The organism is Mycobacterium sp. ACS4054, assembly GCF_001667275.1.
Taxonomy (GTDB): domain Bacteria; phylum Actinomycetota; class Actinomycetes; order Mycobacteriales; family Mycobacteriaceae; genus Mycobacterium.
In genome coordinates, this window is the sequence record NZ_LZHV01000017.1 from 31,797 (window position 1) to 56,014 (window position 24,218).

Genomic DNA, 24,218 nt, shown 5'->3' on the forward strand with positions numbered 1-24,218 from the left:
GACCTGACTCGGGCGGGCCTGGCACACTATGCGCATGGCACAGATAACCTTGAGTGGAAAACCGATAAACACCGTCGGCGAGCTGCCTGCCATCGGATCCAAAGCCCCGGCCTTCAACTTGATCGGCTCCGACTTGTGGGTGATCAGTACCGAGCAGTTTCTCGGCAAGCCCTTGGTGCTGAACATTTTTCCGTCCGTCGATATCGCGGTTTGCGCGACGACCGTGCGGACCTTCAACGAGCGCGCCGCGGGAACCGGCGTGTCCGTGGTGTGCGTGTCAAAGGACCTGCCGTTCGCGTTTCAACGATTCTGCAGCGCCGAGGGCATCGACAACGTCAGGACGGCGTCGGCCTTCCGGGACAGCTTCGGCGAGGACTACGGCGTCACGATCACCGACGGCCCGATGGCGGGGCTCCTTGCCCGCGCCGTCGTGGTGATCGACGCCGACGGCAACGTCGCGTACACCGAATTGGTGCCAGAACTCGACGATGAGCCCAACTACGACAGCGCGCTGGCCATGCTGGTGGGCTGAGTGCAGGAGGAGCACCGCTGATGACCCGCATCCTCGTCGACGCCGACCGGTGCACCGGCCACGGGCGCTGCTACACGCTGGCCCCCGATGTGTTCGACGCCGACGAGGTGGGCCACTCGGTCGTGCTCGTCCCCGACGTCTCCGGTGACCTCGAGGCGCAGGCCGTCACCGCCGAGCAGAATTGCCCCGAGGGCGCCATCACCCTGGTTCGCTGACGCGGGCCTGGACCCGGGCCGCTGCGCGAGGATATGGGCATGACAACCACGCCGTCGACATCGAACGGGCGGATGATCGCCGGGGTCGCGGCGGCGTCCGTTGCGCTCGGGGTGGCCCAACTGGTGGGCATCCCGTTCGGGGCGCGGGCCGACGCGCGGGCCGCGATCGGCTCGGCCGTCGTCGACCTGACACCGGGGCCGGTCAAAGAGTGGGCGATTCAAACGCTGGGCACCCTGGACAAGCTCTTCCTCGCCGTCGCCGTGCTCGTGGTGATCGCGGCGATCGCCGCGATCGGCGGAACGCTGGAGACCGCGCGCCGGCCGTTCGGCAGCGCCGCGATCGCGGCGGCGGGCGCGCTCGGGTGCGCCGCCGCGCTGTCGCGGCCGGGCGCGACAGCGCTCGACACGATCCCCACCGTCGCGGGCGCGGTCTGCGGCGTGGCGGCCCTTCGCTTGCTCACCCGCCGGTTCGGGTCCGGCCCCGATGATCCCGATGCCGACGAGCCGGACGCCGGCAGGCGCAGGTTGGTCGTGCTTTCGGTGCTGGGGTTCGGGGTGGTGAGCGGCGTGGCCGGTGCGGTGATCACGCGGTTGGTGCATTCGGTGGCCGCGGACCGCAACAGCTTCGCGCTTCCCCGCCCGCACGCGGCGGCGCCACCCATACCGGCCGACGTGCAGCCGAAAGGTGTTGAGCTGCCCAGCTTCATCACTCCCAACGCCGACTTCTACCGGGTGGACACCACGCTCGTGGTTCCCCAACTCAGCCACCGCGACTGGCGGCTGCGCATCCACGGCATGGTGAACCGCGAGGCCACGTACAGCTTCGCCGATCTCGCCGGCTTCGACGTGGTCGAAAAGGTGGCGACGCTGACCTGCGTATCGAATCCCGTTGGCGGCAAACTCATCTCGACGGGCGTCTGGACGGGTTACCGGGTCGCCGACCTGCTGGCGGCGGCCGGGGTGCACCCGGACGCCGACATGGTGCTCTCGACGTCTATCGACGGATTCACCGCCGGCACGCCGGTGGATGCGCTCACCGACGGCCGCGACGCGCTGTTGGCGGTCACCCTCAATGGCCAGCCCCTGCCGATCGAGCACGGCTATCCGGCCCGGCTGGTCGTGCCGGGGCTCTACGGGTACGTGTCGGCCACCAAGTGGGTGGTCGACCTGGAGCTGACCCGCTTCGTCAGGGCGGAGGCGTACTGGACGCGGCAGGGCTGGGCGCCACGTGCGCCCGTCAAGACCCAGTCGAGGATCGACGTGCCAAAAGGTGGTCAGCGGGTACCGATGGGTCCGGTCGTGTTTGGCGGTGTCGCGTGGGCGCAGAATCGCGGCGTGCGGTCCGTGGAGGTCCGCATCGACGGCGGCGGGTGGCAGCCCGCCGTGCAGGGCGCGAGCTATTCCAACGAGACCTGGCGGCTGTGGACGTTCCCCTGGGAGGCGAAAAGCCCTGGGAGGCATACCATCACGGTGCGCGCCACCGACAACACCGGGGCCACCCAGACCGCGGATCGCGTCCCTCCCGTCCCGGACGGCGCCACCGGCTGGCACACGGTGGACTTCACCGTCGCGGGGGCATGACGCGCTATCTCGACGAGAGCTTGCGCCAGCTGACCACCGCGATCACGATGCCGATCACCGCCGTGATGGGCCCGATGACCGACCAGGTGGTGGTGTTGCTCATCGGGCTACCACCGAGCACCCCGAATCCCTGGAGCGCCCAGATCGAACCGAACAACGCGAGGATCAACCCGAAGGCGAGGGTGGCGACGAAGGTCCTTCTCATACCGGGATGCTACGCGCGCCCTCACTTGCGGGCGAGGGCGTGATACGCCATGTCGGCGACGGCCTCGCAGTATTCGTCGTCGACGGGGACGTCGGAGTACAGGGCGCGAATGTTGAGCGGCGACAGCACGATCTGAACCGCGGCCAGGGTGTTGACGCCCTCGCGCAATTCGCCCCGCTCCCTGGCCCGGTCCACGACCGCGCGCACGACGGTGAAATGCGCCCACCAGAACCGCAGCCGGGTGGCTTCGTCGTGCCCGCTGCGGCGGTCCATCACCAGCGAGCGCAGCAGCGTCCGGCCCACCTCGGTGTTGATTCGATTGGTCACGTTGCGGGCCAACGCCTGTAGGTCGCCGCGCAATGACCCGGTGTCGGTTCCCGCGTTCACCGTGTCGATATCGGACAGCACCGCGTCGACGATGAGCCGGCGCCGATCCCCCCAGTACCGGTACACCATCGCCGCGTCGAGGCGATGCCGTTCGGCAAGGGCTTCGATGCTGAACCGCTCGACACCCCAGCGGGACAATTCGTCGAGTACCGCCGGCATCACCCTCGCCCGGACGTCCGCGGGAACGGCTTCACGGGTCAGATCAGACGGCTCCATCGACGTCTCCTTACACGGCCTGGAGGTATCCGGTCTGGTTCACCAGGCGCACGGAAGACGCACCGTCGGAATAGAACTCGGCGATGCTCAGGGACGCCAGGTCCAGGTGCAACCGGTACAGGATGCCCGGCCCGGCCTCCAGCGCGAGCCGCAGCAGCATTTTGATCGGCGTCACGTGCGACACCACCAGCACCGTGCTGCCCTGATGCGCGGCGATGATCCGTTCCCGGGCCCGCACGACCCGATCGAGCACGGCGTCAAAGCTCTCCCCGCCCGGTGGGGTGGTGCCGGTATCACGCAGCCAGCGGCCGTGCAGCTCCGGGTCGCGCTCGGCGGCCTCCACGAAGGTCAGGCCCTCCCAGGCGCCGAAATCGGTTTCGATCAAGTCGTCGTCGACGGTCACGTCCAGGCCGAGCGCCTTGGCGGCCCGGGCCGCCGTGTCGTAGGCCCGCTGCAGCGGCGAGGAGAATACCGCCGAAATGCCGCCGCGCTGCGCGAGATAACGCGCCGCGGCATCGGCCTGACTCCGGCCCACTTCGGTGAGGGCCGGATTGCCGCGGCCCGAGTAGCGGCGCTGGGCCGACAGCTCGGTCTGGCCGTGCCGCAGCAGCAGCAGCCTGGTCGGCGTGCCCCGGGCGCCGGTCCAGCCGGGCGCCTGCGGGGATTGCACCGCAGCGGGTTTCGCGCGCTCGGCGGGTTCATTGGCCAGGTCGCTTTCGGCGGCCGCGTCCATCGCCTCGTTCGCCAACCGGTCGGCATACGAGTTGCGCTCGCGCGGAATCCACGTGTAGCTGATCCGGTCGAACCGCGACGCCAGCGCTTTGGCCTTGCCGTGCAGTTCGATCAGGTCGGGGTGCTTGACCTTCCACCGCCCCGACATCTGCTCCACCAACAGCTTGGAATCCAGGAAGACCGCGGCTTCGGTGGCGCCGAGTTGCAGGGCGTCGTCCAAACCGGCCAGCAGCCCCCGATATTCGGCCACGTTGTTGGTGGCCCGGCCGATCGCCTGCTTGTTCTCCGCCAGCGCCGTAGAGCGGTCCTCGGTCCACACCACGGCGCCGTACCCGGCGGGGCCAGGGTTTCCGCGCGACCCGCCGTCGGCCTCGATCACGACCTTCACTGGTCGCTCCCGTTGACCCGCAACAGGATCGCGCCACACTCCGGGCAGCGCACCACGTCGTCCTCGGCGGCCGCGGAGATGCGGGACATCTCGCCGCGGTCGATCTCCAGGCGGCAGGCACCACAGCGGCGCCCCAGCAGCGGCCCGGCGCCCGGCCCTCCCCCGGCTCGCTGCCGTTCGTAGAGTGCGGACAGGGCGGGATCCAGCGCGGCGCTCAGGGTCTCGCGGCGTGACGAATGTGCCTGGCGGGCCTCGCTGATTTCGGCGAGCGCGGCGTCGAGAGCCTGCCGGGCGCCGGCCAATTCGGCGTCCAGCGCCTCGACCCTGCCCTGCGCGTCGTCCAGTTGGGTCTGCAGCTCCTCGCGGCGCTCCAGCACGTCCAGCAGCGAATCTTCCAGGCTGGCCTGACGGCGCGTCAGCGTCTCCAGCTCGTGCTGGAGGTCCGACAACTGCTTGGCGTCGGTCGCCCCGGACTGCAGTAAGGAGCGGTCGCGGTCTTCGCGCTGCCGCACCGCCTCGATTTCGGACTCGAACCGCGACACCTGAGTGTCGATGTCCTCCAACGCGATTCGGATGGCGCCCACGCGGTCGCCGGCGGCGGTGAGTTCCTCCTGCAGGCGCTCGCAGGCCTGCTGCTCCGCCAGATGGGTGGCCCGGTGCGTGATGCGGGACAGCTCCGCATCCAGCTTGGACAGCTCGAGCAGCGAACGCTGCTGAGCGACTTCGGCCTTCATCGCTGGTCACCTTCCATCTGCCCCATGTTCCACGGGTCGGTGCGGATGCCGCACACCCGCACCGTCAGCGCCGCACCGAAACGGGACCGCAGCAGTTCGGCGGCCTGCTCGCACCAAGGGAATTCACTCGCCCAGTGCGCCACGTCGACCAGCGCGACACCGGAGCCCCGGCGATGCTCGTCGGCTGGATGGTGCCGCAGGTCGGCCGTCACGTAGGCCTGCACGCCCGCGCCGGCGTCGGTCGCCAGCAGCGAGTCCCCGGCCCCGCCGCAGACGGCGACCCGCGACACCGGCGCGTCGGGGTCGCCGGCCGCGCGCACGCCCCACGCCGTTCGCGGCAGCGCGGCGTCCACGCGGGACACGAAGTCGCGCAGCGGTTCCGGGCGCGCCAGGGTGCCGATGCGGCCCAGCCCGGCGTCACCGGGCAGGGGTAGCAACGCGAACACGTCGAACGCGGGCTCCTCGTAGGGGTGGGCGGCGCGCATCGCGGTCAGCACGGCCGCCCGGATCCGCGCCGGCGCGACGACCTCGAACCGGTCCTCGGTCACTCGCTCGACGGTCCCGACGCTGCCGACCGCGGGCGACGCCCCCTCGTGCGGAAGGAACTGACCGATGCCGGTGATGCTCCAGCTGCACTGCGAGTAGTCGCCGATGTGCCCGGCGCCGGCCTCGAACATGGCCGCCTGCACGGCTTCGGAGTTTTCGCGCGGCACGTAGACGACCCACTTGTCCAGGTCGGGCGCGGCCGTTCGCGGCTCGAGGGCCGCTTCAACGGTGAGGCCGAGGGCGTGGGCCAGCGCGGCGGACACGCCGGGCGAAGCCGAGTCGGCGTTGGTGTGCGCGGTGAACAGCGAACGGCCCGTTCGGATCAGGCGGTGCACCAGCGCGCCCTTGGGCGTGCTGGCCGCCACCGTGTCCACCCCGCGCAGCAGCAATGGGTGATGGGCCAGCAGCAGGCCGCCCTGCCGAACTTCGTCGACGACCGCGGGCGTCGCGTCGACCGCAACGGTCACCGACTCGATCGCATCGTCGGGGTCGCCGCACACCAGGCCCACCGAGTCCCACGGCTCGGCGAGCCGCGGTGGGTAGGCCTCGTCCAGCGCGTCGATGACGTCGGCCAGCCGTACGCTCATCGCCGCACCTCCGAGATCGCCCGAACCAGCAGCGGCCACTCCCGGCGCACCGCGGCCCGCAGGTAGCGCTCGTCGAGACCGACGAACGTATCGCAGCGGCGAATGGCGATCCCCCTGTCCCGCAGGCTCTTTCGGACCTTGTCGGCCCCGGGCAAGCGGAACAGCACGAACGGGGCCCGGCCGTCGACGACCTCGGCGCCCACCGACGTCAGGCCGGCGACCATCTCGGCGCGCACCTCCGCCAGCCGCGCGGCACCGGCCGCTGCTTCGGCGACGGACTGCCGGCCGCAACACGCCGCGATGGCCGTCAGCTGCAGCGTGCCCACCGGCCAGTGCGCGCGCCGGGCGGTCAACCGGGCCAACACCTCCGGTGCCCCGAGGGCGTAGCCCACCCGCAGCCCGGCCAGCGCCCACGTCTTGGTCAGGCTGCGCAGCACCAGCACGTCGGGCAGCGACTCAGCGGCCAGCGACTCGGGCTCGCCGGGGATCGAGTCGGCGAACGCCTCGTCGACCACCAGGATGCGGCCGGGCCGGCGCAGCGCGAGCAGCTGCTCGCGGGTGTGCACCACCGAGGTGGGGTTGGTGGGATTGCCCACGACGACCAGGTCGGCGTCGTCGGGAATGCTCACCCCGTCCAGGGCGAAGGGCGGCTCGAGCACGACGTGGTGCACGGGCACCCCGGCGGCGGTGAGCGCGTCGGCCGGCTCGGTGAACGACGGCGCGACGATCGCCGCCCGGGTCGGGCGCAGGTTGCTCAGCAAGGCGAACCCCTCGGCCGCCCCCGCCAGCGGCAGCACCTCGTCGCGGGCCCGGCCGTGCCGCTCGGCGATCGCGTGCTGCGCCGAACGCACGTCGCGGGCGCTCGGGTAGGAAGCCAGATCGGGCAGTCGCGCGGCCAGCCGGCGCACCAGCCACTCGGGTGGGTGGGTGTGTCGGACGTTGACGGCGAAATCCAGCATCCCCGGTGCGACCGCCTGGTCACCGTGATAGCGCGCCGCAGGCGGGCTCATGTTCAGACTCGCCACCCGAGAAACACTAGTGGGCCGCTCGACCCCGTGGCACCGACACCGTCACACCCGCCGAGGACCATCGAGGACAATGGTGAGGTGACAGGCACAGCGTCGGCGGATCGCCCGGCTTCCCGCTACCAAGCAACGTCGCCGGCTGCGGCGCAGCTGGTGATCTTCGACCTCGACGGCACGCTCACCGACTCCGCCGAGGGCATTGTGGCCAGTTTCCTGCACGCGCTCGAGCATGTCGGCGTCCCGGTGCCCGACGGCGACCTGGTGGCCCAGATTGTGGGCCCGCCGATGGACGACACCTTCCGCGCCATGCTGGGCGAAGGCGCCGAGCAGGCGATCGCGGCGTTCCGCGCCGAATACGGCAGCCGCGGCTGGGCGATGAACACCCTGTTCGACGGCATCGAGCCGCTGCTGGCCGACCTGCGCGCCGCCGGCGTTCGGCTCGCCGTGGCCACCTCGAAGCTGGAACCGACGGCGCGGCGCATCCTCGCCCACTTCGGGCTCGATCAGCATTTCGAGGTGATCGCCGGGGCCAGCCCCGACGGCTCGCGCAAGACCAAGGTCGACGTGCTCGCGCACGCGCTCGAGCAGCTGCAGCCCCTGCCGGAAAGGGTGCTGATGGTCGGCGACCGCAGCCACGACGTGCACGGTGCGGCCGCGCACGGCATCGACACGGTGGTGGTCGGCTGGGGTTACGGCCAAGCCGACTTCCCCGACGGCGCGGCCGTCGCCGGCGCCACGGCGGTGACGCACGCCGCCACCATCGACGAGCTGCGGGCGGTGCTGGGTGTCTGAGCCGCTGCACGTGACGTTCGTCTGCACCGGAAACATCTGCCGGTCGGTGATGGCCGAGAAGATGTTCGCCGACCAGCTGCGGCGCCGCGGCCTGGCCGATGCGGTCCGGGTGACCAGCGCGGGCACCGGCAACTGGCACGTCGGCGAATGCGCCGACCACCGGGCGACCGACGTGCTGCGCGCCCACGGCTACTCCACCGACCACCGCGCCGCGCAGGTCGACGCCGACCATCTGGGCGCCGACCTGGTGGTTGCCTTGGGCCGCAACCACCTTCGGATGCTGCGCGCGCTGGGCGTCGAAGAGGAGCGGGTGCGGATGCTGCGCTCGTTCGACCCGCGGTCGGGCGCGCACGCCCTCGACGTCGACGACCCGTACTACGGCGATGCCCAAGACTTCGAGGACGTCTTCACCGTCATCGAGGCGTCGCTGCCCGGCCTGCACGCGTGGGTCGACGATCGACTCGGCCGGAACGGATCCGGCTGATATGCGTCGGCTGGCGTTCCTGCTGCGGCCCGGCTGGATAGCCCTGGCGCTGGTGGTCATCGCCTTCACCTACCTGTGCTTCACGGTGCTGGCGCCGTGGCAGCTGGGTAAGCACAACCGGACGTCGCGGGAGAACCGCCAGATCGAGCATTCCCTCAACACCGCGCCCGTCCCCATCAAAACGCTGCTGCCGCAACAGGATTCGTCCGCGCCGGACGCGCAGTGGCGCCGGGTGACGGCCACCGGGCGCTACCTGCCCGACGTCCAGGTGCTGGCCCGGCTGCGGGTGATCGAGGGCAAGCCCGCGTTCGAGGTGCTGGCCCCGTTCGTCGTCGACGACGGACCCACCGTCCTCGTCGACCGCGGTTACGTGCGGCCCGAGCAGGGGGCCCAGGTCCCGCCCATCCCACCGCCGCCGCGGGATCCGGTCACTATCACCGCCCGGCTGCGCGATTCCGAGCCCGTCGCCGCCGGGAAGGATCCCTTTTCGCAAGACGGTGTGCCGCAGGTGTATTCGATCAACACCGGGCAGGTCGCGGCGCTGACCAAGGTGCCGCTGGCCGGGTCCTATCTTCAGCTGACCGAAAACCAGCCCGGCGGGCTCGGCGTGATCGACGTGCCGCATCTGGACGCGGGCCCGTTCCTGTCCTACGGCATTCAGTGGATTTCGTTCGGCATCGTGGCCCCGCTCGGATTGGGCTACTTCGTGTATTCCGAGATTCGCGTCCGGCGCCGGGAAAGGCAACAGCGACCCGAGGCGGCGCCGTCAGCGGCACCAAAGACGGTGGAGGCGAAGCTCGCCGACCGCTACGGCCGCCGGCGCTAGCGAGCTTCATCGTGCGCTGAGGGCCTTCAGTGTGCACTGAGGGCTAGAAACTCGTGATTTTCCCGCCCTGCATGCACTTCCGATGCCGCCGATGCACACTCGCCGCCTTGCCAAGCGCTCTCGATGCCCCGCACAGCCCGATGAACAGCGCGGCACCCGCCTGCACCGTGCGCGACAGCGCCACCGCCCGGCGCAGGTCGGCCACCGTCGGCTCGTGGCCATCGCCCAGCGTGGGCCGGATCTGCAGCTCGTGGTGGTACTGCGTGGGCCCGCCCAGCCGCACGCCGAGCGCCCCGGCGAAGGCCGCCTCGACGACGCCAGCGTTGGGGCTGGGGTGGCGGGCGGCATCGCGGCGCCACGCCCGCAACGCGCCCGAGGGTGACCCGCTCACGAACGGCGCGCACAACACCACCAGCGCCGCGGTCGCCCGCGCGCCCACATAGTTGGCGGCATCGTCCAATCTCGCTGCGGCCCAGCCGAATCGGGCGTAGCGCGCCGAGCGGTAGCCGATCATCGAGTCCAGCGTGTTGATGCCGCGGTACGCCAGCACCGCGGACACACCACCCGCGGCCGCACACAGCAGCGGCGCCACCTGCGCGTCGGACGTGTTCTCCGCGACCGATTCCAGCGACGCCCGCGTCAGCCCGGCGCCGTCCAGCCAGGCCGGGTCGCGCCCGCACAGCGACGGCAGCAGCCGGCGCGCGGCCTCGATGTCGCCGCGTTCCAGCAGGTCCGCCATCGCCAGGCCGGTGCGCGCCAACGATGTTCCGCCCACCGACACCCAGGTGGCCGCCGCGACGGCCGCGACCGACCAGGGCCGGCCGCGGCGGTCGGCGGCTCGTTGCAGCGCGGCCCCGAGCACGGCCACGCCCCCGACCAGCACGCCGACGTGTAACGCCCCGGCGGCCCGGGTGTCGCGGTAGGTCACGCGCTCGACGGCGGCCGCGGCCCGGCCGAACGCCGCGACCGGATGCCCGCGCGCCGGGTCGCCCAGCGCCACGTCGGCGAGGTAACCCACCAGCACGCCGGCAAGCCGCGTCGCAACCACCTCGGCAGCGTCTCACACGCGGCCGGGCCGCCCACGCGGGCGCAACCAACGCACTAGGCCATGGCGAGGATGCCCGCGAAGATCACCACGGCGATCAGCAGGCCGATTACCCACCAGATCAGCAGGGATGGTTCGAGCGTGCCGGTCGCAACGGCCGCCCGGTGCCGCGCCGGCCCGGTGGCCGAGACGCCGAATTGGGTGCTCATTCCGCTAGACGTGCCCGTTTTCGGCCGGTTGTAACCCGCGGCACATGGTTCACTCGAAGACATGGCGTCGTCCGCGACGAAGCGGCCCGCGGTCCGGGTCGCCGACCTGCTGAACCCCGCGGCCATGTTGTTGCCCGCCGCCAACGTGATCATGCAGTTGTCGTTGCCCGGCGTCGGGTACGGAGTGCTGGAGAGCCCGGTGGACAGCGGCAACGTCTACAAGCACCCGTTCAAACGAGCCCGAACCACCGGCACCTACCTGGCGGTCGCCGCCATCGGGACGGAGTCCGACCGCGCGCTGATCCGCGGTGCCGTGGACACCGTGCACCGGCAGGTCCGCTCGACGTCGGCAAGCCCGGTGCCCTATAACGCGTTCGACCCGAAGTTGCAGCTGTGGGTGGCCGCGTGCCTCTACCGCTATTTCGTCGACCAGCATGAATTCCTGCACGGCCCGCTCGATGACGCCGCGGCCGACGCCGTCTATCTCGACGCCGCCCGGCTCGGCACCACGCTGCAGGTGCCCGAGGGCATGTGGCCGGCGGACCGGGCGGCGTTCGGCGCGTACTGGAAGCGCTCGCTCGACGAGCTGCGCATCGACCCTCCCGTGCGCGAGCATCTGCACGGCGTCGCGTCCCTGGCCTTCCTGCCGTGGCCGCTGCGCGTACTGGCCGGCCGGTTCAACCTGTTTGCGACGACGGGGTTCTTGGCCCCGGAGTTTCGGGCATTGATGAGGCTGGACTGGTCGCGGGGCCAGCAGCGCCGGTTCGGGTGGCTGCTGTCCGCGCTGCGGGTGGCCGACCTGTTCCTACCGCACGGGATCTGGCTGCTCGGGTATCAGATCTACTTGTGGGACATGCGTTTTCGCGCCCGACGCGGTTGGCGTATCGTCTAGCCGCGCACCGTCGCGAAGAACGCGCGGACGTCGTCGACGAACAGCTCCGGTTGCTCGAACGCCGCGAAGTGCCCGCCGCGCTCCATGTCCGTCCAGTGCGTGATGTTGTAGACCGGCTCGCACCAGCTCCTGGGCGCCTTGAGCAGCTCGTGCGGGAAAGCCGCTACGCCCGTGGGCAATTCGACGCGGTCCAGCTGCCCAAACACCCTGAAGCTCTCCCAGTACAGGCGGGCCGAGGACGCGCCGCTGTTGGTCACCCAATAGAGCATCACGTTGTCGAGCAGCTCGTCTCGGGTGAACACGTTCTCCGGGTGGCCGTCGCAGTCGGCCCACGCCCAGAACTTCTCGACGATCCACGCCAGCTGCCCGACCGGCGAATCGGCCAGCCCGTAGCCCAGCGTCTGTGGCCGGGTGGACTGCTGCTTGGAATAGCCGGTGCCCCACTTGCGGTGATCCGCCATCGACGCCAGCGCGCGTTGCTCCTCCGGGGTCGGGTTGGCCAGCGACTCCGGGGTGGGCCGCCCGATCGGCATGTTGAGGTGGATGCCCGCGCAGTGGCCGCGGTTTCGGCCGATCTGCGTGGTCACCGCGGCGCCCCAGTCGCCGCCCTGGGCGCCGTAGCGGTCGTAGCCCAGCCGCAGCATCAGCGTCTCCCACGCCGCGGCGATCTTTTCCACGCCCCAGCCCGTGCGAGACGGCTTGCCGGAGAATCCGTAACCGGGAAGCGACGGGCAGACCACGTGGAAGGCGTCCTCGGCGCGGCCCGACGGCGGGTTGGTCAGCGGCTCGATCACCTTGTGGAACTCCACGATCGAGCCGGGCCAGCCGTGGGTGATCAGCAGCGGGAACGCGTCGGCATGGGGCGAGCGCTGATGGACGAAATGAATGGCCAGCCCGTCGATTTCGGTGACGAACTGGTCGAAGCGATTTAGCGCGGCCTCCCGGGACCGCCAGTCGTATGCGTCGGCCCAGTAGGCGGCCAGGTCGCGGGTGTAGGCCAGCGGCATGCCCTGGCTCCAGTCGTCCACGCATTCGGCTTCCGGCCAGCGCGTGCGAGCCAGCCGCGAGCGCAGATCCTCCAGGACGGCGTCGGGGACGTCGATGCGAAACGGCTCCACGGGTTGGGGGTTCACTGCGCGAGCGTAGCCCGCAAGCCGATGGTGGGCGCGGACGGTATCGAACCGCCGACCGCTGGTGTGTAAAACCAGAGCTCTACCACTGAGCTACGCGCCCGTGCCCGAGGCAGGCTACACGCACAACGCCCGAGTACCCAAAACTTTCAGCCCCGCAAAGCCGCCAGCGCTTCGGTCCACAGCCGCTGGTTGCGCGATTCGCCGGGCTGTTTCATCTCGGCGAACCGGATGACGCCGGACTTGTCGATCACGAAGGTGCCGCGATTGGGGTAGCCGGCCTCGTCGTTGAACACGCCGTAGGCCTGGCTCACCTCGCCGTGCGGCCAGAAATCCGACAACACCGGGAAGGTGAACCCGCTCTCCAGCGACCAGATCCGGTGCGTGGGCGGCGGACCCACCGAGATGGCCAGCGTCGCGCTGTCGTCGTTCTCGTAGTCGGGCAGGTGATCGCGCAACTGGTCCAGCTCGCCCTGGCAGATGCCGGTGAAGGCCAGTGGGAAGAACACCAGCAGCACGTTCTTGGCGCCGCGGTAGGAGCTCAGGGTGACCCGCTGTTGGTTCTGGTCGCGCAGTGTGAAGTCCGGGGCGGAGGCGCCAACGGGCAGCATCAACGCTTCCCGGTTCGCGACTTCGGCTGCACCAGCCGGCTGGCGCTCCAGTCACCCAGGTTGACCGACGACGTCGGCATCAGGCCCGCGGTGGGGGCCGCCTCGGCGATCTCGGCCGGCAGAACGTGGCCGGGCTTGCCGGTCTTCGGCGTCAGCACCCAGATCACGCCGTCCTCGGCCAGCGGGCCGATCGCGTCCATCAGGGTGTCCACCAGGTCGCCGTCCCCGTCTCGCCACCACAACAGCACCACGTCGACCACCTCGTCGGTGTCCTCGTCGAGCAGGTCACCGCCGCACGCTTCCTCGACGTCAGCGCGGATTTCGTCGTCGGTGTCCTCGTCCCAGCCCCATTCCTGGACAACTTGGTCCCGTTGGATGCCCAGTTTGCGAGCGTAGCTCGGGGCGTGATCCGCCGCGACCACCGTGGAGCCTCCTTAAACCGTGCCGCCTCGTGCGATGGGGATTATCGTCGCACAGCCGCAACCGGCTCGACACCCGCGCCTTTAGAACGACGCCAGGCACAGTTTCAGCGCCTTCGTCTTGGCGTCGTTGAGCCGGTCCACCCGCCGATTGAATTCGCCCGTCGCCGCGTGGGTGCCGATGGCGTTGGCCACCCCGTGGGCCGCGTCGATGTAGGAGTTGAACGCGTCCTTCAACTGCTGGGACAGCGCATCGTTGAAGCTGTTGCTGACCGTGTCGGCGCTGCTGTTCAGCGCGTCGATCGCCGGCCCCTCCGTCGGGCCGGTGTTGCGCCCCGCGTTGAACGCCCCGACGAAGATGTTGACCTTGTCGATCGCGTCCTTGCTCGTGGTCGCCAGGTTGTCGCACGACGTCCGCACGGCCCGGGTGGTCAGCGATTGTTGGCGCTGGGACTCGCGCACCCGCGAGGTCGCCGACGACGCGGACGCCGATGCGGACACCGACTGCCGATACGCCGGGGCCACCTGGGTGTCGGGGGTGGCCGTGCCGTTGGTGACGGTGGTACACCCGACGATCCCCATCAGCGTGACCGCAATACATCCGAGCGCCAGAGCGCCTCGCCTGGGGAAGCTCCCCGCAAGGGCGGCACGCCATCCGCTGAGCACAGCTCAGACGTTACCGGGTGGGTTTGCCGATCGTCCCGCTACGCACGAGTTCGTGTCCGCCGCGTGAACCCGCGCCGGCTACCAGGCGTCGGCTAGCCCTGCGAAACGCTGGTGCGGCACGATAGGGGGATACGGTGCGCAGCACCCCGAGGGCACAAGCCCCGACAACTACAGGAGCAGTGCGTTGACAACCGAGTTCGCGCGCCACGATCTGGCCAAAACCCCTAGCAGCGCAAGCGAACCCGACCGCGTTCGGGTGATCCGCGAAGGCGTCGCGTCGTACCTGCCCGACATCGACCCCGAAGAGACGTCGGAGTGGCTGGAGTCCTTCGACGAACTGCTCGAGCGCTCCGGCCCGGCGCGGGCGCGCTACCTGATGCTGCGGCTGCTGGAACGGGCCGGGGAACAGCGCGTCGCCATCCCCTCGCTCACGTCAACCGATTACGTCAACACGATCCCGACCGAACTGGAACCGTGGTTCCCCGGCGACGAGGACGTCGAACGGCGCTTCCGGGCGTGGATCCGGTGGAACGCCGCCATCATGGTGCACCGCGCCCAGCGGCCGGGAGTCGGCGTGGGCGGCCACATTTCGACGTACGCGTCGTCGGCGGCGCTGTACGAGGTCGGCTTCAACCACTTCTTCCGCGGCAAATCGCATCCCGGCGGCGGCGACCAGGTCTTCATCCAGGGCCACGCGTCCCCGGGCATCTATGCGCGCGCGTTCCTCGAAGGCCGGCTCAGCGAGGACCGGCTCGACGGCTTCCGCCAGGAACACAGCCACGCCGGCGGCGGGTTGCCGTCCTACCCGCACCCCCGGCTGATGCCGGACTTCTGGGAATTTCCCACCGTGTCGATGGGCCTGGGCCCGCTCAACGCCATCTACCAGGCGCGGTTCAACCACTACCTGCACGACCGCGGCATCAAGGACACCTCCGATCAGCATGTGTGGTGCTTCCTGGGTGACGGCGAGATGGACGAGCCGGAGAGCCGCGGGCTGGCGCACGTCGGGGCGCTCGAGGGCCTGGACAACCTGACCTTCGTGATCAACTGCAACCTGCAGCGCCTCGACGGCCCGGTACGCGGCAACGGCAAGATCATCCAGGAGCTGGAGTCGTTCTTCCGCGGCGCCGGCTGGAACGTCATCAAGGTGGTCTGGGGCCGCGAGTGGGACGCCCTGCTGCACGCCGACCGCGACGGCGCGCTGGTGAACCTGATGAACACCACCCCCGACGGCGACTACCAGACGTACAAGGCCAACGACGGCGCCTACGTGCGCGACCATTTCTTCGGCCGCGACCCGCGCACCAAGGCGCTCGTCGAGAACATGACCGACGCCGAGATCTGGAACCTCAAGCGCGGCGGCCACGACTACCGCAAGGTGTACGCCGCCTACCGCGCCGCCATCGACCACAAGGGCCAGCCGACCGTGATCCTGGCCAAGACCATCAAGGGCTACTCGCTGGGCGCGCACTTCCAGGGCCGCAACGCCACCCATCAGATGAAAAAGCTTGCGCTGGAAGACCTTAAGCGCTTCCGCGACTCCATGCGGATCCCGGTCAGCGACGCCCAGCTGGACGAGAATCCCTACCTGCCGCCCTACTACCACCCCGGGCCGGACGCCCCGGAGATCCGCTACATGCTCGACCGTCGGCGCACGCTCGGCGGCTTCCTGCCCGAACGCCGCACCAAGGCCAAGGCGCTCAAGCTGCCCGCCCGCGACATCTACGCCGCGCTGAAGAAGGGGTCGGGCACCCAGGAGGTCGCCACCACCATGGCGACCGTGCGTACCTTCAAGGAAGTGTTGCGGGACAAGGAAATTGGGCCGCGCATTGTCCCGATCATTCCCGACGAGGCACGCACGTTCGGCATGGACTCGTGGTTCCCGTCGCTGAAGATCTACAACCGCCTCGGCCAGCTGTACACCGCCGTCGACGCCGAACTGATGCTGGCCTATAAGGAAAGCGAAGTCGGGCAGATCCTGCACGAGGGCATCAACGAGGCCGGGTCGGTGGGGTCGTTCATCGCGGCCGGCACGTCGTACGCGACGCACAACGAGCCCATGATCCCGATCTACATCTTCTATTCGATGTTCGGCTTCCAGCGCACCGGCGACGGCTTGTGGGCCGCCGCGGACCAGATGACCCGCGGCTTCCTGCTCGGGGCGACCGCGGGGCGCACCACCCTGACCGGCGAGGGCCTGCAGCACGCCGACGGCCACTCGCTGCTGCTGGCCAGCACCAACCCGGCGGTGGTCGCCTACGACCCGGCCTTCGCCTACGAGATCGCCTACATCGTCGAGAGCGGGCTCGCCCGGATGTTCGGGGACAACCCGGAGGACGTGTACTTCTACATCACCGTCTACAACGAGCCGTACGTGCAGCCGCCGGAGCCGGAGAACTTCGATCCCGAGGGCGTGCTGCGGGGCATCTACCGTTACCGCCCCGCCACCGAGCAGCGCGCCAACACCGCGCAGCTGCTGGCGTCCGGCGTGGCGATGCCATCGGCGCTGCAGGCGGCCGAGATGCTGGCCGCCGAGTGGGACGTGGCGGCCGACGTGTGGTCGGTGACCAGCTGGGGCGAGCTGAACCGCGACGGCCTGGCCGTCGAGAAGGCGCGGTTGCGGCACCCCGACCGCCTGGCCGGGACCGCCTACGTGACCCAGGCGCTGGCGAACGCCAGCGGGCCGGTCGTCGCGGTGTCGGACTGGATGCGCGCGGTGCCCGAGCAGATCCGGCCGTGGGTGCCCGGCACGTTCGTCACCCTGGGCACCGACGGGTTCGGCTTCTCCGACACCCGGCCCGCCGCGCGGCGCTACTTCAACACCGACGCCGAGTCGCAGGTGGTCGCCGTGCTGGAGGCGCTGGCCCGCGACGGCGAGATCGACCCGTCGGTGCCGGTCGCGGCGGCCCGGCAGTACAAGATCGACGACGTCCAGGCCGCTCCCGGGCAGAGCGGCGAGGCGGGCGAGGCGACCTGACGCCGGGCGCACCGCGCTTCCCGCGAGTGTGCGGCCAGCCGCACAGTGGGCGCCGAGTGTGCGGCCAGCCGCACACTCGACCTGCCGCAAGGCGCGCCACCCCCGCCCCTTTGGTGGTTGTATCTAAAAAATGGCGTAGGTTTTAGCTGTGAATGACAATCCGTTCGCCGGCCCGTTCGCGAAGCAGCCGCGCTCGCCGCTCGAACTGCTGGACACGGTCCCGGACTCCGTCCTGCGCCGGTTGAAGCAGCACTCCGGCCGGCTGGCCACCGAGGCGGTGTCGGTCATGGGCGATCGGTTGCCGTTCTTCGCCGACCTGGAGGCGTCGCAGCGGGCCAGTGTGGCCTTGGTGGTGCAGACGGCGATCAACAACTTCGTCGAGTGGATGCAGGACCCACACAGCGACGTCAGCTACACCGCGCAGGCGTTCGAGCTGGTGCCTCAGGACCTGGCGCGCCGGATCGCGCTGCGACACAGCGTGGACATGGTCCGCGTCACGATGGAGTTCTTCGAAGAGGTGCTGCCGCTGGTGGCCCGCTCCGAGGAGCAGCTGACCGCGCTGACCGTGGGCGTCCTGAAGTACAGCCGCGACCTGGCGTTCACCTCCGCCTCGGCCTATGCGAACGCCGCCGAGGCGCGCGGCACCTGGGACAGCCGCATGGAGGCCAGCGTCGTCGACGCGGTCGTCCGCGGCGACACCGGTCCCGAGCTGTTGTCCCGCGCCGCGGCGCTGAACTGGGACACCACCGCCCCCGCGACCGTCGTGGTCGGGGTCCCCGCGCCCGGCCCCGACGGGTCGACCGGCCCGGGCGACGACCAGCGGGCCAGTCAGCACGTCCGCGACATCGCCGCGCGCCACGGCCGCGCCGCCCTGACGGACGTGCACGGCACCTGGCTGGTCGCTATCGTGTCCGGCCAACTGTCACCTACTGACAAATTCCTCGGCGAGCTGCTGGACGCCTTCTCCGACGGCCCGGTGGTCATTGGGCCGACGGCGCCCATGCTGACCGCGGCCTACCACAGTGCGAGCGAGGCGATCTCCGGCATGAACGCCGTCGGCGGCTGGCGCGGGGCGCCGCGGCCGGTCCAGGCGCGGGAACTCCTGCCCGAACGCGCCCTGATGGGGGACGCCTCGGCGATCGTGGCGCTGCATACCGATGTGATGGGGCCGATGGCCGACGCCGGGCCCACGCTCATCGAAACCCTGGACGCTTACTTAGATTGCGGCGGCGCGATTGAGGCCTGTGCCAGAAAGTTGTTCGTTCATCCAAATACGGTGCGCTACCGGCTCAAGCGGATCACCGATTTCACCGGACGCGATCCCACGCAGCCCCGCGACGCGTACGTGCTGCGAGTGGCGGCCACCGTCGGGCAGCTCAACTACCCCACCGCTCCCGCTAGCGTCGGCACCAACGCTATGCCCCCGGTTCCGCTGCCGGTCAGGGCCGCTATTGCGGGCCAATCCGAGCGATAGTGATCCAGGCAACAGATCGCGGCACGGTATCGAACATGTAGCTTACGGAGCTATTTTGTTGGGAGTGCACAAAAACCTAAGACGAGGTTCATAATCTGTTACACCCGCCAAAACCGTTTCCACAGTGTTCTCTTAAACACGTGATTGCATTGCTTGCGCCCGGACAGGGTTCGCAGACCGAGGGGATGCTGTCGCCGTGGCTCGACCTGCCCGGTGCCGCAGACCAGCTCGACCTGTGGTCGAAGGCCAGCGGCCTCGACCTGGTCCGGCTGGGCACCACCGCGTCGACCGAAGAGATCACCGACACCGCGGTCACGCAGCCCCTGGTCGTCGCGGCCACCCTGCTGGCCCACCAGGAGCTCACCAAGCGCGGCCTGCTGGCCGACGCGGACCTGATCGTCGCCGGCCACTCCGTGGGCGAGATCGCGGCCTACGCGATCGCCGGTGTGATGGCCGCCGACGACGCCGTCGCGCTGGCCGCCACCCGCGGCGCCGAAATGGCCAAGGCCTGCGCCATCGAGCCGACCGGCATGTCCGCGGTGCTCGGCGGCGACGAGGCCGAGGTGCTGGCCCGCCTCGAGCAGCTCGACCTGTTCCCCGCCAACCGCAACGCCGCCGGCCAGATCGTCGCCGCCGGCCCGCTGACGGCGCTGGAGAAGCTGGCCGAGGACCCGCCGGCCAAGGCGCGGGTGCGCGCCCTGGGCGTGGCCGGGGCGTTTCACACCAAGTACATGGCTCCGGCCCTGGACCGCTACGCTGCCGCGGCGGCCGCGGTCGAGACCGCCGAGCCCACCGCCACGCTGCTGTCGAACCGCGACGGCCAGCCCGCCGCCTCGGCGGCGGCGGCGATGGAGGCGCTGGTCGCCCAGCTGACCCAGCCGGTCCGCTGGGACCTGTGCACGGCAACGATGCGTGACCGGGAGATCACGGCGGCCGTGGAGTTCCCGCCCGCGGGCACTCTCACCGGCATCGCCAAACGCGAACTTCGGGGGGTCACGACCCGCGCCGTCAAGGCACCCGCAGACCTGGACGCACTGGCCGAACTCTAAAAGCCGCATCCAGTACAACCACATACCGCTCTAAAGAACGTTTCTGTTCGATCAACAAACACATTACGAAGGGAAGAGGCTGTGGCCGTCACTCAAGAAGAAATCATTGCCGGTATCGCGGAGATCATCGAAGAGGTCACCGGTATCGAGCCGTCCGAGGTCACCCCGGAGAAGTCGTTCGTCGACGACCTGGACATCGACTCGCTGTCGATGGTTGAGATCGCTGTGCAGACCGAGGACAAGTACGGCGTGAAGATCCCGGACGAGGACCTCGCCGGTCTGCGGACCGTTGGTGACGTCGTCGCCTACATCCAGAAGCTCGAGGAAGAAGACCCCGAGGCCGCCGCAGCGCTGCGCGCCAAGCTGGAGTCGGAGAACCCCGACGCTGTTGCCAACGTCAAGGCCCGGCTGGAAGCGGACAAGTGAGCAAGCCTTCCACTGCTAATGGCGGTTACCCCAGCGTTGTGGTGACCGCCGTCACGGCGACGACATCGATCGCGCCGGACATCGAGAGCACGTGGAAGGGCTTGTTGGCCGGCGAAAGCGGCATCCGCGTCCTCGAAGACGAGTTCGTCACGAAGTGGGACCTGCCCGTGCAGATCGGCGGTCACCTCAAGGAGCCCATCGACGAGCACATGAGCAGGCTCGACTTGCGGCGTATGTCCTACGTCCAACGGTTGGCCAAGCTGCTCAGCACTCAGCTGTGGGAGTCCGCCGGCAGCCCGGAGGTCGACCCCGACCGGTTCTCGGTCGTGGTCGGCACCGGGCTCGGTGGCGCCGAGAGGATCGTGGAGAGCTACGACCTGATGAACGAGGGCGGGCCCCGCAAGGTGTCGCCGCTCGCCGTCCAGATGATCATGCCCAACGGCGCCGCCGCGGTGGTGGGCCTGCAGCTGGGCGCCCGCGCCGGGGTCATCACCCCGGTGTCGGCCTGCTCGTCTGGCTCGGAGGCGATCGCGCACGCGTGGCGCCAGATCGCAATGGGTGACGCCGACTTCGCCGTCTGCGGCGGTGTCGAGGGTCCCATCGAGGCGCTGCCGATCGCGGCGTTCTCGATGATGCGGGCCATGTCCACTCGCAACGATGAGCCCGAACGCGCCTCGCGGCCGTTCGACAAGGACCGCGACGGCTTCGTGTTTGGCGAGGCCGGGGCCCTGATGATCATCGAGACCGAGGAGCACGCCAAGGCTCGCGGCGCCAAGCCGCTGGCCCGGTTGATGGGCGCGGGCATCACCTCGGACGCCTTCCACATGGTGGCCCCGGCAGCGGACGGCGTGCGCGCCGGCCGGGCAATGCAACGGTCACTCGAGTTGGCTGGCTTGTCCCCCAAGGACATTGACCACGTCAACGCCCACGGCACAGCGACACCGATCGGCGACACGGCCGAGGCCAACGCCATCCGGGTCGCCGGCTGTGAGCAGGCGGCGGTGTACGCACCGAAGTCGGCTCTGGGCCACTCCATCGGCGCGGTCGGCGCGCTGGAATCTGTCCTCACGGTATTGAGCCTTCGGGACGGCGTGATACCGCCAACACTGAACTACGAAACCCCCGATCCCGAGATCGAGCTTGATGTGGTCGCGGGCGAACCTCGCTACGGCGATTTCCGTTACGCGATCAACAACTCGTTCGGCTTTGGTGGCCACAACGTGGCGCTCGCGTTCGGGCGGTACTGAGCACGGCGTCCGGTGACGATGCGGGGCCGCCGACGGCCCGAAAAGACGCCGGACAGATTTTGGAAGGAACGTTGGCAAGACCAATGACAGAGCTGGTTACCGGGAAAGCGCTCCCGAACGTGGTCGTCACGGGCGTCGCCATGACGACTGCGGTAGCACCCGACGCGGAGAACACCTGGAAGCTGTTGCTTGACGGCCAAAGTGGAATCCGCACCTTGGAAGACCCGTTCATTGAGGAGTTCGACCTGCCGGTCCGGATCGGCGGGCATCTCGTCGAGGAGTTCGACAGCCACTTGACGCGCATCGAGTTGCGTCGGCTGTCATATCTGCAAAAGATGTCCACCGTGCTGGGCCGGCGGGTATGGGAGAACGCCGGGTCGCCCGAGGTGGACACCAACCGGTTGATGGTGTGCATCGGCACCGGGATGGGCTCGACCGAGGAGCTCATCTGGGGCTATGACTCACTGCGCGAGCGCGGTACCAAGGCGTTCAACCCGCTGGGCGTGCAGAAGTACATGCCCAACGGGGCGGCCGCAACGGTCGGCCTTGAGCGGCATGCCAAGGCCGGGGTGTGCGCCCCGGTATCGGCGTGCGCGTCGGGCGCCGAGGGTATCGCCCAGGCCTGGCGGCACATCGTGTTCGGCGAGGCCGACATCGCGATCTGCGGTGGCGTGGAGACCAAGATCGAGGCAGTGCCGATCGCGGCGTTCGCCGCCATGCGGATCGTGTTGTCCACGACCAACGACGACCCGGCCGGCGCCTGCCGCCCTTTCGACAGGGACCGCAACGGATTCGTCTTCGGTGAGGCGGGCGCGCTGATGGTGATCGAGACCGAGGAACATGCGAAGGCCCGTGGCGCCAACATCCTGGCTCGGGTTATGGGGGCCAGCATCACCTCGGACGGCTTCCACATGGTGGCGCCGGATCCCGATGGCGTACGCGCCGGCCATGCGATCTCGCGGGCGATCCAGCTCGCGGACCTCACTCCGAGCGATATCGACCACGTCAACGCCCACGCCACCGGTACCCAGGTCGGCGACGTGGCCGAGGCCAAGGCCATCAACAACGCCCTGGGCAGCCACAAGCCGGCGGTCTATGCGCCCAAGTCCGCTCTCGGTCACTCGGTCGGCGCGGTGGGTGCGGTCGAGTCGATCCTGACGGTGCTCGCCCTGCGGGACCAGGTTGTTCCGCCGACGCTGAATCTCGAAAACCTCGACCCTGAGGTCGATCTGGACGTGGTGGCGGGGAAGCCGCGGCCGGGCAACTACGAATACGCCGTCAACAACTCGTTCGGCTTCGGCGGGCACAACGTCGCGATCGCCTTCGGGCGGTACTGACATCGCCGCCCCACCAGCAAGCACACCGGAGAACAGGAGACCTGCGATGACAATCATGGCCCCCGCGTCGGTCGGCGAATCGCTCGACCCCAGGGACCCGTTGCTGCGTCTGAGCAACTTCTTCGACGAGGGCAGCGTCGCGCTGCTGCACGAGCGTGACCGCTCGGGTGTGCTTTCTGCGTCGGGCACCGTCAACGGCGTGCGCACCATCGCCTTCTGCACCGACGGAACCGTGATGGGCGGCGCCATGGGCGTCGAGGGCTGCGCGCACATCGTGAACGCCTACGACACCGCCATCGAGGAGCAGAGCCCGATCGTCGGCATCTGGCACTCCGGCGGGGCCCGCCTGGCCGAGGGTGTGAAGGCGCTGCACGCGGTCGGCACGGTCTTCGAAGCGATGATCCGCGCGTCCGGGTATGTCCCGCAGATCTCGGTGGTCGTCGGCTTCGCCGCGGGCGGCGCAGCCTACGGCCCGGCGCTGACCGACGTCATCGTGATGGCGCCGGAGAGCCGGGTGTTCGTCACCGGGCCCGACGTGGTGCGCAGCGTCACCGGCGAGGACGTCGACATGGCGTCGCTCGGCGGCCCGGAGACCCACCACAAGAAGTCCGGCGTGTGCCACATCGTCGCCGACGACGAGCTCGACGCCTACGAGCGGGGCCGCCGGCTGGTCGGATTGTTCTGCCAGCAGGGGCATTTCGACCGCACCAAGGCCGAGGCCGGTGACACCGACATCCACGCGCTGCTGCCCGAGTCGTCCCGGCGGGCCTACGACGTGCGTCCGATCGTGACCGCGATCCTCGACGACGAGACCCCCTTCGACGAGTTCCAGGCCAACTGGGCGCCGTCGATGGTGATCGGCCTGGGCCGGCTGTCCGGCCGCACGGTGGGCGTCCTGGCGAACAACCCGTTGCGCCTGGGCGGCTGCCTGAACTCCGAAAGCGCCGAGAAGGCCGCGCGTTTCGTGCGGTTGTGCGACGCGTTCGGCATCCCGCTGATCGTGGTCGTCGACGTGCCGGGCTACCTGCCCGGGGTCGACCAGGAGTGGGGCGGCGTGGTGCGCCGCGGCGCGAAGCTGCTGCACGCGTTCGGCGAGTGCACGGTCCCCCGCGTCACGCTGGTCACCCGAAAGACCTACGGCGGGGCCTACATTGCGATGAACTCCCGGTCGCTGAACGCGACCAAGGTGTACGCCTGGCCGGACGCCGAGGTCGCGGTGATGGGCGCCAAGGCCGCTGTCGGCATCCTGCACAAGAAGAAGCTGGCCGCCGCCGCGGATCACGAGCGCGAAGCGCTGCACGACGAGCTGGCCGCCGAGCACGAGAAGATCGCCGGTGGCGTGGACAGCGCCATCGAGATCGGCGTGGTGGACGAGAAGATCGACCCGTCGCACACCCGCAGCAAACTCACCGAGGCGCTGGCCCAGGCGCCGGCACGCCGCGGGCGCCACAAGAACATCCCGCTGTAGGTCACCCTCTGGGGAGCA

The 24,218-nt window shown here is 69.6% G+C and carries 26 protein-coding genes and 1 tRNA gene; 14 read left to right on the forward strand and 13 right to left on the reverse strand.

Annotated features, from left to right (window positions below; translation table 11 throughout):
• Positions 1–34 precede the first annotated feature (34 nt).
• From tpx to A5730_RS03315, 3 genes are all read left to right on the forward strand, one after another.
• On the forward strand, positions 35–532 hold the full coding sequence (gene tpx, locus A5730_RS03305) for a thiol peroxidase (RefSeq protein WP_067895612.1): 498 nt from the start codon (positions 35–37) through the stop codon (positions 530–532).
• A 20-nt stretch (positions 533–552) separates the two neighbouring features.
• The gene (locus A5730_RS03310) at positions 553–747 is read left to right on the forward strand and encodes a ferredoxin (protein ID WP_067895615.1); all 195 of its coding nucleotides are present in this window, start codon (positions 553–555) and stop codon (positions 745–747) included.
• A 72-nt stretch (positions 748–819) separates the two neighbouring features.
• Entirely contained in the window at positions 820–2,328 is a 1,509-nt protein-coding gene (locus tag A5730_RS03315) for a molybdopterin-dependent oxidoreductase (protein WP_369829852.1), read from the forward strand.
• Between the two features lie 4 nt (positions 2,329–2,332).
• On the opposite strand, the gene A5730_RS03320 is transcribed toward A5730_RS03315, so the two are convergent.
• The 6 genes from A5730_RS03320 to cobC are packed head-to-tail and all read right to left on the reverse strand — an operon-like array spanning position 2,333 to position 7,148.
• Positions 2,333–2,533, reverse strand: a complete 201-nt coding sequence (locus A5730_RS03320) for a hypothetical protein (protein WP_067895619.1) — start codon at positions 2,531–2,533, stop codon at positions 2,333–2,335.
• Between the two features lie 21 nt (positions 2,534–2,554).
• Positions 2,555–3,136, reverse strand: coding sequence for a TetR-like C-terminal domain-containing protein (locus A5730_RS03325; RefSeq protein ID WP_067895622.1), 582 nt, complete (start codon positions 3,134–3,136; stop codon positions 2,555–2,557).
• 10 nt (positions 3,137–3,146) lie between these two features.
• On the reverse strand, positions 3,147–4,256 hold the full coding sequence (locus tag A5730_RS03330; protein ID WP_067895625.1) for a bifunctional RNase H/acid phosphatase: 1,110 nt from the start codon (positions 4,254–4,256) through the stop codon (positions 3,147–3,149).
• Positions 4,253–4,990: a zinc ribbon domain-containing protein gene (locus A5730_RS03335; RefSeq protein WP_067895628.1), complete on the reverse strand. Its 738-nt coding sequence runs from the start codon at positions 4,988–4,990 to the stop codon at positions 4,253–4,255. The genes A5730_RS03330 and A5730_RS03335 overlap by 4 nt, the downstream gene beginning before the upstream one ends.
• Positions 4,987–6,123: a Nif3-like dinuclear metal center hexameric protein gene (locus A5730_RS03340; protein ID WP_067895631.1), complete on the reverse strand. Its 1,137-nt coding sequence runs from the start codon at positions 6,121–6,123 to the stop codon at positions 4,987–4,989. The genes A5730_RS03335 and A5730_RS03340 overlap by 4 nt, the downstream gene beginning before the upstream one ends.
• Positions 6,120–7,148 carry an Rv2231c family pyridoxal phosphate-dependent protein CobC gene (gene cobC / locus A5730_RS03345; RefSeq protein WP_067895633.1) on the reverse strand — a complete coding sequence of 343 codons (1,029 nt, stop codon included), beginning with the start codon at positions 7,146–7,148 and terminating at the stop codon, positions 6,120–6,122. Before cobC ends, A5730_RS03340 begins: the two co-directional genes overlap by 4 nt.
• 81 nt (positions 7,149–7,229) lie before the next feature.
• Between cobC and A5730_RS03350 the strand changes: the two genes are divergently transcribed.
• From A5730_RS03350 to A5730_RS03360, 3 genes are read left to right on the forward strand one after another with little or no spacing between them, the layout of a single operon-like run.
• Positions 7,230–7,940 (forward strand): HAD-IA family hydrolase, encoded by a 711-nt coding sequence (locus A5730_RS03350; protein WP_197506129.1) that lies wholly within the window; start codon positions 7,230–7,232, stop codon positions 7,938–7,940.
• The gene (locus A5730_RS03355; protein ID WP_067895641.1) at positions 7,933–8,424 is read left to right on the forward strand and encodes a low molecular weight protein-tyrosine-phosphatase; all 492 of its coding nucleotides are present in this window, start codon (positions 7,933–7,935) and stop codon (positions 8,422–8,424) included. The genes A5730_RS03350 and A5730_RS03355 overlap by 8 nt, the downstream gene beginning before the upstream one ends.
• Position 8,425: 1 nt before the next feature.
• Positions 8,426–9,250, forward strand: coding sequence for an SURF1 family protein (locus A5730_RS03360; protein ID WP_067895643.1), 825 nt, complete (start codon positions 8,426–8,428; stop codon positions 9,248–9,250).
• 43 nt (positions 9,251–9,293) lie between these two features.
• On the opposite strand, the gene A5730_RS03365 is transcribed toward A5730_RS03360, so the two are convergent.
• Complete coding sequence (locus A5730_RS03365) at positions 9,294–10,298, reverse strand: cobalamin biosynthesis protein (RefSeq protein WP_082946698.1); 1,005 nt, start codon at positions 10,296–10,298, stop codon at positions 9,294–9,296.
• A 53-nt stretch (positions 10,299–10,351) separates the two neighbouring features.
• Positions 10,352–10,504: a hypothetical protein gene (locus A5730_RS24590; RefSeq protein WP_156669581.1), complete on the reverse strand. Its 153-nt coding sequence runs from the start codon at positions 10,502–10,504 to the stop codon at positions 10,352–10,354.
• A 61-nt stretch (positions 10,505–10,565) separates the two neighbouring features.
• On the opposite strand from A5730_RS24590, the gene A5730_RS03370 reads away from it, so the two are divergent.
• Complete coding sequence (locus A5730_RS03370) at positions 10,566–11,396, forward strand: oxygenase MpaB family protein (RefSeq protein WP_067895646.1); 831 nt, start codon at positions 10,566–10,568, stop codon at positions 11,394–11,396.
• Here the strand turns inward: A5730_RS03370 and A5730_RS03375 are convergent.
• The 5 genes from A5730_RS03375 to A5730_RS03395 all read right to left on the reverse strand — a co-directional run bounded on the left by A5730_RS03375 (position 11,393) and on the right by A5730_RS03395 (position 14,222).
• Positions 11,393–12,514 carry an epoxide hydrolase family protein gene (locus A5730_RS03375; RefSeq protein ID WP_067895960.1) on the reverse strand — a complete coding sequence of 374 codons (1,122 nt, stop codon included), beginning with the start codon at positions 12,512–12,514 and terminating at the stop codon, positions 11,393–11,395. The two genes, A5730_RS03370 and A5730_RS03375, sit on opposite strands and share 4 nt — an antisense overlap.
• A 40-nt stretch (positions 12,515–12,554) precedes the next feature.
• A tRNA-Val gene (locus A5730_RS03380) sits at positions 12,555–12,629 on the reverse strand.
• Positions 12,630–12,675: 46 nt separating this feature from the next.
• Complete coding sequence (locus A5730_RS03385; protein WP_067895648.1) at positions 12,676–13,137, reverse strand: peroxiredoxin; 462 nt, start codon at positions 13,135–13,137, stop codon at positions 12,676–12,678.
• The gene (locus tag A5730_RS03390; protein ID WP_055404358.1) at positions 13,137–13,559 is read right to left on the reverse strand and encodes a DUF3052 domain-containing protein; all 423 of its coding nucleotides are present in this window, start codon (positions 13,557–13,559) and stop codon (positions 13,137–13,139) included. Before A5730_RS03390 ends, A5730_RS03385 begins: the two co-directional genes overlap by 1 nt.
• An 81-nt stretch (positions 13,560–13,640) precedes the next feature.
• Positions 13,641–14,222, reverse strand: a complete 582-nt coding sequence (locus A5730_RS03395; protein ID WP_082946699.1) for a hypothetical protein — start codon at positions 14,220–14,222, stop codon at positions 13,641–13,643.
• A gap of 184 nt (positions 14,223–14,406) precedes the next feature.
• Here A5730_RS03395 and aceE point away from each other — a divergent pair, with 184 nt between their 5' ends.
• From aceE to A5730_RS03430, 7 genes are all read left to right on the forward strand, one after another.
• Complete coding sequence (aceE, locus tag A5730_RS03400; RefSeq protein WP_067895653.1) at positions 14,407–17,199, forward strand: pyruvate dehydrogenase (acetyl-transferring), homodimeric type; 2,793 nt, start codon at positions 14,407–14,409, stop codon at positions 17,197–17,199.
• Positions 17,200–17,347: 148 nt separating this feature from the next.
• Positions 17,348–18,673 carry a CdaR family transcriptional regulator gene (locus A5730_RS03405; RefSeq protein ID WP_067895656.1) on the forward strand — a complete coding sequence of 442 codons (1,326 nt, stop codon included), beginning with the start codon at positions 17,348–17,350 and terminating at the stop codon, positions 18,671–18,673.
• 140 nt (positions 18,674–18,813) lie between these two features.
• A complete protein-coding gene (locus A5730_RS03410) occupies positions 18,814–19,722 on the forward strand; it encodes an ACP S-malonyltransferase (RefSeq protein ID WP_067895658.1) in 909 nt (302 codons plus the stop codon).
• Between the two features lie 81 nt (positions 19,723–19,803).
• Positions 19,804–20,148: a meromycolate extension acyl carrier protein AcpM gene (gene acpM, locus A5730_RS03415; protein ID WP_066949723.1), complete on the forward strand. Its 345-nt coding sequence runs from the start codon at positions 19,804–19,806 to the stop codon at positions 20,146–20,148.
• Complete coding sequence (kasA, locus tag A5730_RS03420) at positions 20,145–21,395, forward strand: 3-oxoacyl-ACP synthase KasA (RefSeq protein ID WP_067895661.1); 1,251 nt, start codon at positions 20,145–20,147, stop codon at positions 21,393–21,395. The genes acpM and kasA overlap by 4 nt, the downstream gene beginning before the upstream one ends.
• Positions 21,396–21,478: 83 nt before the next feature.
• On the forward strand, positions 21,479–22,732 hold the full coding sequence (kasB, locus tag A5730_RS03425) for a 3-oxoacyl-ACP synthase KasB (protein WP_067895664.1): 1,254 nt from the start codon (positions 21,479–21,481) through the stop codon (positions 22,730–22,732).
• 46 nt (positions 22,733–22,778) lie between these two features.
• On the forward strand, positions 22,779–24,200 hold the full coding sequence (locus A5730_RS03430; protein ID WP_067895667.1) for an acyl-CoA carboxylase subunit beta: 1,422 nt from the start codon (positions 22,779–22,781) through the stop codon (positions 24,198–24,200).
• The last annotated feature ends 18 nt before the right edge of the window (positions 24,201–24,218 follow it).